This window comes from Nocardia wallacei (genome assembly GCF_029868745.1).
GTDB classification, from domain to species: Bacteria; Actinomycetota; Actinomycetes; order Mycobacteriales; family Mycobacteriaceae; genus Nocardia; species Nocardia wallacei_B.
Window position 1 is genome coordinate 1 of sequence record NZ_JARWOP010000167.1, and the last position, 10641, is coordinate 10641.

Genomic DNA, 10641 nt, shown 5'->3' on the forward strand with positions numbered 1-10641 from the left:
CCCTTTCCCCACAACCCCCCCGGGGGGGGGCCGGGGGGGGGGGGCGGCGGGGGCTCCCGCCACCCACACCGTGGGCCCCATCGCCGCGGAGTGCACCGTCAGCTCGACCACGCGGCCGGGACCGGCGACGGCGGCCACCAGGCGGGAGCCGTCGGCGGCGGGCCGGGCCGCGGCCAGCGCCCGCGCCGAGGCCTCCGACATCGCAGGCGGGTCGGCGGCGGCCGGTCCGGTCGAGCACACCACGGCCACGATCGCGACGAGCGCGGCCGCGCACGGAGGACGGACAACGCGGCGCCGAAGGCGTTGCCGGGCACGGACTCTCACGCGCCGCCTCCCTTCGGGTTCGCCTGCACCGAGACCGCCGCGCCCGGCCGGGCAAGACGCGGCGGGCAGTTCTGGTAGGGATCACCTGCGCCGACGCTAGGACCGCCGCGCCCGGCCGGGCAAGACGCGGCACGCAGGTCTGGGACTTGTGGCCGGGGCGGCGTGGTCGCGCTGGTATCGGCCACAACGGCGCGGCGGTCTCTAGGCTGGGCCGATGGGCGCGAACAGATCCGGGCCGTATTTCTGCGGTATCGATGCGGCGATGGATGTCGTGGGCGGCAAGTGGAAGGTGCTGATCCTGTGGGAGCTGGAGAACAACGGGGTGTGCCGGTTCGGTGAGCTGCGCCGCAACCTGCCCGGCGTGTCGGAGAAGATGCTGATCCAGCAGCTGCGCGAACTCGAGGAGGACGCCATCGTGCACCGCGAGGTGTACCGGGAGGTGCCGCCGCGGGTGGAGTACTCGCTGACCGAGCTGGGCCGCGAACTCGATCGCGCGCTGGCGCCGCTGGGGGTGTGGGGGCGTGAGCGCATGGCGCGCATCGGCGCGCGCAAGGTCGCCGCGCCGGGCTGAGGGCCACCGTATTGCGCGCACGCTGCGGCCAACGCATGGTGCCGGGCCGCCGCGATGGTAGGAAGGGGAACGTGTCTGCACCTGGTGACGAGTCCCGAGCCGAACCCGTGTCCCGCGCCGTATCGGAGGTGGTGGATCTGGTCAGCACGCTGATCCGGTTCGACACCTCCAACACCGGTGAACTGGAAACCACCAAGGGCGAGCGCGAATGCGCGCAGTGGGTGGCCGACCAGTTGCAGCAGGCCGGATACACCACCGAATACGTCGAATCGGGAGCGCCGGGCCGCGGCAACGTGTTCGCGCGGCTGCCCGGCGCCGACCGCAGCCGCGGCGCGCTGATGCTGCACGGGCATCTGGACGTGGTGCCCGCGGAGGCGTCGGACTGGAGCGTGCACCCGTTCTCCGGCGCGGTGCGCGACGGCTACGTGTGGGGCCGCGGCGCGATCGATATGAAGGACATGGTCGGCATGATGCTGGCGGTGGCGCGCCAGTTCAAGATCGAGGGCACGGTGCCGCCGCGCGATCTGGTGTTCGCGTTCCTGGCCGACGAGGAGAACGGCGGCCGCTGGGGGTCGCAGTGGCTGGCCGACAATCGCCCGGATCTGTTCGAGGGTGTCACCGAGGCGGTCGGCGAGGTGGGCGGGTTCTCGCTGACCGTGCCGCGCCGCGACGGCACCGAGCGGCGGCTGTATCTGGTGGAGACCGCGGAGAAGGGCCTGGGCTGGATGCGGTTGCGCGCCAAGGCCCGCGCCGGGCACGGCTCGTTCCTGCACGACGACAACGCGGTGACCATTCTGGCCCGAGCGGTGGCGCGGCTGGGCACCCACACCTTCCCGCTGGTGCTGTCGGATTCGGTGGCGGAGTTCCTGGCGGCGGTGAGCGAGGAGACCGGCCTCGCGTTCGACCCGACGGGCCCCGACATCGAGGGCCAGCTGGCGAAGCTGGGCACCATCTCCCGCATCATCGGCGCCACCCTGCGCGACACCGCCAACCCGACCATGCTGCGCGCGGGCTACAAGGCCAACGTGATCCCGCAGACCGCCGAGGCGGTGGTGGACTGCCGGGTGGTGCCGGGGCGCCAAGCGGCGTTCGAGCGCGAGGTGGACGAGCTGATCGGGCCGGATGTGGAGCGGGAGTGGATCACCAAGCTCGACTCCTACGAGACCACCTTCGACGGGCATCTGGTCGACGCGATGAACGACGCCGTCCTCGCGCACGATCCCCACGGGCGTACCGTGCCCTATATGCTCTCCGGCGGCACGGACGCGAAGGCGTTCGCCCGCTTGGGGATTCGCTGCTTCGGCTTCGCGCCGCTGCGGCTGCCGCCGGATCTGGACTTCTCGGCGCTGTTCCACGGCGTCGACGAGCGCGTCCCGGTCGACGCGCTGGAATTCGGCACCCGGGTCCTGGAGCATTTCCTCCTGCACAGCTGACGATCTCGAAAGGACGGTCTCGTGCCCGACTACTCCTACAATCCCTACGCGCCGCTGCCACAGCTGCCGGCGTTCACCGTGACCTCCGAGGATGTCACCGACGGTCAGCCGTTCGGCAACGACCAGGTCAGTGGCGTGTTCGGGGCGGGCGGCAAGGACATCTCGCCGCACCTGTCGTGGTCGGGGTTCCCGGCGGCGACACGCAGTTTCGCGGTCACCGTGTTCGATCCCGACGCGCCGACGGCGTCGGGGTTCTGGCATTGGGCGCTGGCCGACATCCCGGCGGCGATCACGACACTGGGACGCGGCACCGGCAGCGAGGGCGGGGTGCTGCCCGCCGGGGTGGTCCAGTTGCGCAACGACGGCGGATTCGCCGGATACGTCGGCGCCGCCCCGCCCGCCGGGCACGGCTACCACCGGTATTTCATCACCGTGCACGCGGTGGACGTGGAGTCGCTGGGCCTCGACGAGAACGCCACGCCGGCGTTCCTGGGCTTCAACCTGTTCTCGCACGCCATCGCCCGCGCGCAGCTCACCGCGACCTACGAGGTGAAGTAGGCGCACGCTTTCTTGACCTGTGGCCCGGACCGAATGTGTCCGGGCCACAGCCTTTTTGCCTCGCGTGCAAATGTGCGTGCGGTGCTGTTTTCGCAGCGGTGCGCTAGCGCAGGTCGATGACGCCCTCGGGGACCGGGTCGCCGTACAGTTCGGCGATCTCGGCGGCGTATTTGGTGGCGATCGGGCTGCGCTTGAGTTTGAGGGTGGGGGTGATCTCCTCGCCGCCGGGTTCCCAGGCCTGCGCGATGATGCGGAAGCGTTTGATCTGCTCGACGCGGGAGAGGCGGGTGTTGCCCGACGCCACGGCCGCGCGGATCTCCTCGACGATCTCGGGGCGGGCGGCCAGGGCGGCGACGTCGGCGTCGGGGGCGCCGAGGGCTTTGGCGCGCACCGCGGCGGTGTCGGGGTCGAGCACGAGCAGGGCGGTGATGTAGGGCTTGCCGTCGCCGATCGCGACCACCTGCCCGACCAGCGAGGACGCCGCTTTGACCGCGTTCTCGATGTTGGTGGGCGAGAGGTTCTTCCCGGCCTCGCTGATGAGGAGTTCCTTCTTGCGGTCGACGATGGTGACGTAGCCGTCGCCGTCGATGGTGGCGACGTCGCCGGTGTGCAGCCAGCCGTCGTCGTCGAGGGCTTCGGCGGTCTTGTCGGGCATGCCGCGGTAGCCGGGGGTGACGATGGCGCCGCGGACGAGCAGTTCACCGTCGCTGTCCAGGCGCAGCTCGACACCGTCGAGGGCGCGCCCGACCGAGCCGGGGCGGGGACTGTCGAGTTCGGTGAAGGTGCCCACGCCGGTGGTTTCGGACATGCCCCACACCTCGGTCACGGTGAATCCGAGGCCCAGCAGGTATTCCAGGGTTTCCGGGGGGATCGCGGCGGCGCCGGACGCGGCGACCTTCAATTCGTCCAGGCCGAGCGCGGCGCGCAGTTTCGACAGCACCAGCGCGTCGGCGAGTTTGTGCTGGGCGCGCAACACGGGGCTCACCGTGCCACCGGCGAGCCGGGCACGGGCGGCGGCGACACCGGTGCCGATGGCCCACCCGGCGAGGGCCTTCTTCACGGGACTGGCCTCGGTGGCCAGTTTCGCGTCGATTCCGGCCTTGATCTTCTGCCACACCCGCGGGACGCCGAAGAAGGCGGTGGGCCGGGCGTCGGGCAGCGCGGCGGCGATCTCGCGCGGATCGGGCACGCAGGTGATGGCGACGCCGGTGAACAGGTTGGCGCAGTGCCCGGAGATGCGGTCGGCGACGTGCGCGGCGGGCAGGTAGGACACCGCGCGGTCGTCGATGCCGACCACCAGCGGGCCGTCCTGGGTGAGTCCGGCGATCTGGGCGACGATGTTGGCGTGGGTGATCTCCACGCCTTTGGAGGGGCCGGTGGTGCCGGAGGTGTAGATGAGGGTGGCCAGGTCGCCGGGTTCCACCGCCTGCCAGGCGGCGTCGAAGTCGAAGTCCTCGGCCGGATCGGCCTCCACCTCGGCGAGGGAGACGGTGCCGGCGGCCTGGCCGTCGACGAGCACGATGCGCGCGAACTCGGTCCCGCACTTCTGCACGGCGTCGAGGAACGCGCGCTCGGTGACGACGAGGGCGTTGCCCGCGTTGGCGAACACGTGCGCCAGTTGTTCGGGGGAGCTGGTGTTGTAGACCGAGAACGGCGCCGCGCCCAAGTGGAGCGCCGCGGTGTCGACGAGGTTGAACTCGGGCCGGTTGGTCAGCATGATTCCGACGGTGTCGCCGCGGCCGACGCCCAGTTTCGCCAGGCCCGCGGCGATCGCCCGCACCCGGCGGTCGTAGTCGGTCCAGGTGATCTGCTGGGTGCCGCCGACCGTGCGCAACGCCACCTGATGCGGGCGCAGGGTCAGGGTCTGCTGGAAAGCCTCCGGCACGGTGCGGACCGTGACGCCGGATTGGTGTGTGTAGCCGATGTCTGTCGTCATTTCCCTTGTTCCCGATCGGTGGACGGACCGAGCCTCGGGACGCTCCGCCAGAGGCGACGGCGCGAACTCGGCTGGGGCGGAGATCGGAAACGCACGGCTGGCGTCGCGTCACCGGGTGACGCGGCTCACCCATCCTATCGGTGCGATGCCGGAAATGTGACGTATCCGACACCGGCCGGTCTACCCGGTGGCGGGAAGCGCGGTGGCCGGGCGCGGACAGCCCTCGGCCGGTGCGGGGACCGGCATTCGCGGCGCGGTGACGGGCAGCGCGTCGGACGGCAGCGCTGTAGCGGGGTCGGCCCGGAATTCCGGCAGCCAGTGGCCGCGGAACTCGCGTTTGGATTGCATGTAGGCGCGGGCGCGTTCGCTGCGCGGCACGGTGATCAGCTGCACGGGCTCGACCGCGATCCCGGCCTGCGCCACCGCGGCCATCTTCTCCGGGTTGTTGGTCAGCAGCCGCACCGACCGCAGGCCCAGCTCGTACAGGGCGGCGGCGACGGGGGCGTAGGAGCGGCAGTCGGGGGGATAGTTCAGGTCGCGGTAGCTGGTGAAGGTGTCCACGCCGTGGCACTCGCTGTAGCGCAGCCCGCGGGCCTTGGCGATCAGCCCGGAACCGCGGCCCTCCTGCTCGAGGTAGATCAGCACGCCGGCGCCCTCGGCCTGGATCAGGTCCATGGCCTTGTCCAGTTCGGGGCCGCAGTCGCAGTCGTCGCTCTGGAGCACGTCGCCGTAGAGGCAGCGGGAGTGGATGCGTACCAGGCAACCGTCGGCAACCGGGCCGAACAGCAGCATCGTGCCGCCGTCGGCGGTGTCGTGGAGTTGGCGGACGCGGACGGTGAGCTCGCCGCCCTTGCGGCGGATGCGGTGCTCGGTGTCGTCCGGGTGGTATCCCGGATCGTCCGTACCGTGTCCGGTCTCGTCCAGCTGGGCTGTCAAATGCTCCTCCGAAGGATCGCAGGTCGTACCTCGGGCAGCCGGGCGCGGTGTCCGCGTCCCCGGCGACGATGGGGGGTCGAGCACGATGGCAGCAGACGATAGCTCCCTTCCGGGAGTGCCCGCACGCGACCCCGTCAACCGGGCCGCGGCAGGCTGGCAAACACTCCGCTCACCGGTTGCCCGCGCCGTCGGCGCTCGCTTCGGCGGCCAGTTCGACCATGCGGTCCACGGCGTCGGCGGTGGGCATGGCGGCGGAGATGTCGCCGGTGGACTGGGTCGCGGCCATGGCGGCGGTGGCCCAGCGGAAGTCCTCGGGTCCGGCGCGGTGGCCGCCGGCGGCGACGATGCGGCGGGCCAGCGCGGCGACGAAGGCGGCGGGCGCGCCGGGAGAGTCCTCGAGCACGACCGGGAATCGGCCGATGTCGACCTCGAGGTCGTCGGAGCGGACGTGCGCGGCGAAGCCCTCGGCGATGCACACCGTGCGGGCGCCGAGCACGCGCAGGCGGCGGCACAGTTCGGCGTCGTCGAGGTCGCCGGATCCCCCCGGGGCCAGGGCGGTGAGTTCGCGGCGGGTGCCGATGAGGTAGTCGATGGCGCCGAAGTGGCGGTAGAACCGCTGCGGGCCGCTGGCCGAGGGCACGGGTTGCACGAGCAGGCGGGGGCGCGGGGCGCGGGCGGTGAGTTCCAGGGCGGTCTCGATCACCGCGGGGGGCGGTTCGAAGGTGAGCAGGACCGCGTCGGCGTCGGCGATGGCGTGGCGGGCGGCGGTGGTGTGCAGGTCCTCGGGGGTCAGCCGGACCCGTTCGTTGGGGCAGGCGATGTTGAGCGGTTCGCCGGTGCTGGTCACCAGCACGACGGCCACGGGGGTGTCGGCGCCGGGCACGACGCGCACGAGGTCGGTGTCGACGCCCGCGGCGCGCAGGTGGTCGAGGATGCGGCGGCCGCGCAGGTCGTCGCCGACCACGGAGATCAGGCGCACGTGCAGGCCGAGGCGGGCGGCGGCGACCGCCCGGTTGAGGCCCTTGCCGCCGGGCCGGTCCCGGAAGGTGCCGGTGGCCGGGTCGTCGGGTCCGGGGAAGTGGTCGATGATGCTGCAGATGTTGTCCAGGACGGCGTCGCCGATGACGGTCACGGTGCCGGCGCGGCCGTCGCCCGCCGCGGCGGCCTGCCGCGTGGGCAGCACCGAGGCATAGCCCGAGGCGGTGACGAGCCGCTGGGCCAGCAGGGTGAACGCCTCGTGTTCGAGGCGGCCGCGCAATTGCCGGGTGGTGGGGGTGGGCGCGGCGGTGGGCTCGGCGCCGGCGGCGCGCAGCAGGGCGGGCCAGTGGGCGCTGAGGTAGTCGCGGCGGCGGCCCAGATCGGGGGCGTAGAGCTGGGCGGCGTCGAGTGCGTCGGGCAGGTGGCCGCGCAGCAGGCCCAGCGCCAGGCCGACGTCGACGATGAGCCGGTGCGGTGGCGGCAATTGCCGGGCGAGGTCGGCGACGACGGGCAGCACGGCCTCGGCGGGGTCGGTGCGTGACAGCCGGGCGTGCTGGTCGATCGCGTACAGCCCGAGCAGGGGCCGGACGTCGATCTCGGTGCTGCGCAAGCGTTTCGGGCTCAGTCCCGCCCGCTTGCACAAACGGGCGAGCACGGTGCGCACGGCGGCGACCGCATCGTCCTGTCCCGCCATCGGGGCAGCCACCTCCGTCTGGTGCGCGGTGATCTTCGTGGAGACGATAAGCCAAACGGCCGGACATCGCGCGGTTTAGCGGGCGGCGTTTCCGGCTATCTATAACCTATCGCGGCATTTGCCCGAATGGAACCGGCAAGTGACGCTCAGGGGTCGGCGTTCTGTCGTCGGCGCCTCCAGGAGGTTCTGATGGTGGGAGCAACTCCGCTCGAACGACGCATCCGCCGACGCCGGATGCCCGAATCCGCCGAGCGCGACGCCGACGCGACCGCACACCGCGGCTAGCGGCCCGCACCGGCACCGCCGCCGGGCACGGCGGCCGCACCGGGCGCACCGCCACCGCGCCGCACGGGCCGTGCGGATCGCCGGCCGCGCGGACCCGGCCTCACGTCCGGACCGCGCACCCGCCGCGGGGCCACGGCACCGCCGGCATTCGCCGGCGGGGAGGCTCCCGACACCTGACGCAACCCCGACATCGCCGACGAAGGCGACACTTCCGCAACCCTTCGGCTACTGGCGCCGATGTACTGGGTAGCCGCCCGGACACCGCGGTGACACCGCGGGGCAGGGCGCGGCGACTCGAGAGGAGACAGCCGTGACGATCGAAACGACCGACTGGGCCATGATCAGTGACCGCACCCCCGAGCACGCCTTCCGCGTGGACGGCGCCGGAGCGGCGGTGTGGCGGCTGAGCTGGCTGCCCGAGCATCGGCTGACTCGTGACCAGGCATTGGCCGGTATGGAACTCGACGAGTTGCTCAGCGATCCCGCGGCCGTGCACGACGAGTCCGCGCAGCGCGGCGTCGCCGACCGCGCCGCCGCGCTGGGGGTGCGCTACGAGCAGGCGGTGATCCTGTTGTCGCGCCGCATGATCGAGCGGCTGCGCCGGCATTCCGGCGGCCGCACCCGCCGGGAGGCCGGGCCCGTGCTGTCGGGCCGGGCGGTCCGCCGCCCGGGGGCGTTCGCCGAGGAGCCGCCGCGGCTGTCGGGCTGAGCGGCGCGGGCGTGGCGCTCAGGCGCGGGCTTTGTGGGCGGCGCCGACTGCCTCGGCCAGCGTGGCGTAGCCGTCGGCGCGCAGGCGCTGGGCCAGGCCGCGATGGATGCGGCGGGTCCACAGCAGGCCGCCGTAGATGAAGCCGGTGTAGCCCTGCAGCAGGGTGGCGCCGGCGAGGATGCGCTCGTAGGCCTGGTCGGCGGTCTCGATGCCGCCCACCGAGATCAGCACCAGTTTGTCGCCGACGCGCGCGTAGAGCCGGCGCAGCACCTCGAGGGAGCGTTCGGCGACCGGCGGCCCGGACAGCCCGCCGGCGCCCAGCGCGGCGACCTCGGCGGCGGGGGTGGTCAGGCCGTCGCGGCGGATGGTGGTGTTGGTGGCGACGATCCCGGCCAGGCCGAGTTCGACGGCCAGGTCCGCGGCGGCGTCGATGTCGTCGTCGGACAGATCGGGCGCGATTTTCACCAGGACCGGCACCTGCACGCAGTCCAGCACCGCGCGCAGCAGCGGCCGCAGCGATTCGACGGCCTGCAGGTCGCGCAGGCCCGGGGTGTTGGGGGAGCTGACGTTGACGACGACGAAGTCGGCGAGCGGGCCGAGCAGGGTGGCGCTGGTGGCGTAGTCGGCGGCGGCCTGCTCGGCGGGGGTCACCTTGGTCTTGCCGATGTTGGCGCCCAGGGGGACGCCGCCGGGGCGGCGGGCGCGCAGCCGTTCGGCGGCCGCGGCGGCGCCCTGGTTGTTGAATCCCATCCGGTTGATCAGCGCCCGGTCCGGCGGCAGCCGGAACAGCCGCGGCGCCGGGTTGCCCGGCTGTGCCTGCGCGGTGACGGTCCCGATCTCGGCGTAGCCGAAACCCAGTGGGCCCCAGGCGTCCACCCCGGCGGCGTCCTTGTCGAATCCGGCGGCCAGGCCCAGCGGCGCGGGGAATTCCACGCCGAAGGCGGTGGTGCGCAGGATCGGGTCGCCGACCACGGTCACCCGGGCCAGCAGCGCGCGCAGCGGGGCGAACCGGGTGACGAGCCGCAGCGCCGTGAAGACCAGGTGGTGGATGCGTTCGGGGGGCAGCAGGAACATCAGCCGCAGCAGTAAGGAGTACATGGGTGTCACATCCCCGTTTCGGCGACGGGGAAGGTGGTTTTGCGGCGGCGGAGCAGCACCTTGCGGCTGCCGTCGGTGTAGGCGCGGACCCGCGACAACTCCCAGCCGCCGAATTCGGCCTGGATCGCCAGCCGCATCGAGGCGGTCACCCGGGTGACCTCGGGGGGTAGTCGTAGCGGGACGTATTCGTATTCCCCCTCTTCGCTGGTCTCCTCCCAGTCCGCGGGGATCGACCTGCGGTGCGCCGAGGCCCGAGTCATCACTGCCCTCTCTTCCTCTCGTCCGCGCCGATCCGCTGCAGGCCGTCGCCGGTGGCGGATCCCACGAACATGTCGCCGGTGCGTTCGTCGATGGTCAGCGTGTCGGGCTGGCGTACCGTCGCGAAGCGTCCCACTTCCTCCGGTATACCTGTCGACAGGTCGAAGCCGGCCACTTCGTTGCTCGCGGTCAGCGTCACCCACACGGTCTCGGACCGCTGATCGTAGGCGATCGCATAGGGCGAAGAGCCTACCGGGAAGCGCTGGTGCAGTACGAGCGGATCGGCGGTGTAGACCAGCAGCGCGCCGCCGGCGGTGTCGGTGACCAGCAGCCGCCCGAAATGGTCGGAGGCCAGGTGGGTGGCGCCGAGTCCGGCGCGCAGGGCCAAGCCGGGGGCGCCGTCGCCGAGGTCGAGCTGGGTGAGGCTGGTCTGGGCGCGGTCGAGCACGGCCACGGCGTCGCCGGCGGCGGCGAGCGCGTCGATGGCCGGCAGGTCCGAGATCGTCTGTGCCACTTGCCCGTCCGCGGTGAGGATCACCACGCGTCCCCCGGCCATGCCGACCGCGATACTGCCGTCGGCGCGCCGGGCCGCGGCGCGGGCCTCGCCGTCGAGCGGGGTGTTGCGCAGCTCGCCGGTGGCGGTGTCGACGCGCACCAGCTGACGGCCCGCGGTGGCGAGGAGCTGTCCCGGGGCGCCGGCGGCGAGAGTGGTGGCCGGGGCGGGCAGGGTCAGGGTGCGGGCGGGCGTGGCGGCGGGGTCGAGCAGCCGCAGTGTCACGCGGTCGGCGTCGAGGACCGCGACACGCCCGGTCGCGGGCTCGGCCAGCAGTGCGGCGACGGGCCCGGCGGGGGTCACCGTGC

General features: G+C 72.6%; 10 protein-coding genes and 1 pseudogene. 4 read left to right on the forward strand and 7 right to left on the reverse strand.

The genetic code is table 11. From position 1 onward, the window contains the following. Positions 1-324, reverse strand: a pseudogene (locus tag QH470_RS13860) (hypothetical protein); the annotation flags it as partial. 214 nt (positions 325-538) lie between these two features. On the opposite strand from QH470_RS13860, the gene QH470_RS13865 reads away from it, so the two are divergent. The 3 genes from QH470_RS13865 to QH470_RS13875 all read left to right on the forward strand — a co-directional run bounded on the left by QH470_RS13865 (position 539) and on the right by QH470_RS13875 (position 2886). After that, the gene (locus tag QH470_RS13865; protein ID WP_280272750.1) at positions 539-895 is read left to right on the forward strand and encodes a winged helix-turn-helix transcriptional regulator; all 357 of its coding nucleotides are present in this window, start codon (positions 539-541) and stop codon (positions 893-895) included. A 128-nt stretch (positions 896-1023) separates the two neighbouring features. Next, entirely contained in the window at positions 1024-2328 is a 1305-nt protein-coding gene (locus QH470_RS13870) for a M20/M25/M40 family metallo-hydrolase (protein ID WP_425302661.1), read from the forward strand. 21 nt (positions 2329-2349) lie between these two features. Beyond that, a complete protein-coding gene (locus tag QH470_RS13875; protein WP_280272752.1) occupies positions 2350-2886 on the forward strand; it encodes a YbhB/YbcL family Raf kinase inhibitor-like protein in 537 nt (178 codons plus the stop codon). Between the two features lie 103 nt (positions 2887-2989). On the opposite strand, the gene QH470_RS13880 is transcribed toward QH470_RS13875, so the two are convergent. The 3 genes from QH470_RS13880 to QH470_RS13890 all read right to left on the reverse strand — a co-directional run bounded on the left by QH470_RS13880 (position 2990) and on the right by QH470_RS13890 (position 7430). After that, complete coding sequence (locus QH470_RS13880; protein WP_280272753.1) at positions 2990-4822, reverse strand: AMP-dependent synthetase/ligase; 1833 nt, start codon at positions 4820-4822, stop codon at positions 2990-2992. Positions 4823-5002: 180 nt separating this feature from the next. Further along, positions 5003-5758, reverse strand: a complete 756-nt coding sequence (locus tag QH470_RS13885; protein ID WP_280272754.1) for a GTP cyclohydrolase II — start codon at positions 5756-5758, stop codon at positions 5003-5005. A 169-nt stretch (positions 5759-5927) separates the two neighbouring features. Then, complete coding sequence (locus QH470_RS13890; protein WP_280272755.1) at positions 5928-7430, reverse strand: PfkB family carbohydrate kinase; 1503 nt, start codon at positions 7428-7430, stop codon at positions 5928-5930. A 595-nt stretch (positions 7431-8025) separates the two neighbouring features. Here QH470_RS13890 and QH470_RS13895 point away from each other — a divergent pair. Next, complete coding sequence (locus tag QH470_RS13895) at positions 8026-8424, forward strand: hypothetical protein (protein WP_280272756.1); 399 nt, start codon at positions 8026-8028, stop codon at positions 8422-8424. A gap of 18 nt (positions 8425-8442) precedes the next feature. Here QH470_RS13895 and QH470_RS13900 read toward each other — a convergent pair whose 3' ends face one another. From QH470_RS13900 to QH470_RS13910, 3 genes are all read right to left on the reverse strand, one after another. Continuing rightward, entirely contained in the window at positions 8443-9522 is a 1080-nt protein-coding gene (locus QH470_RS13900) for a quinone-dependent dihydroorotate dehydrogenase (RefSeq protein WP_280272757.1), read from the reverse strand. Positions 9523-9527: 5 nt separating this feature from the next. After that, the gene (locus tag QH470_RS13905; RefSeq protein ID WP_187688639.1) at positions 9528-9782 is read right to left on the reverse strand and encodes a DUF5703 family protein; all 255 of its coding nucleotides are present in this window, start codon (positions 9780-9782) and stop codon (positions 9528-9530) included. Then, on the reverse strand, positions 9782-10641 hold an 860-nt coding region (locus tag QH470_RS13910; RefSeq protein WP_280272758.1), incomplete at its 5' end, for a YncE family protein. The genes QH470_RS13905 and QH470_RS13910, both read right to left, overlap by 1 nt.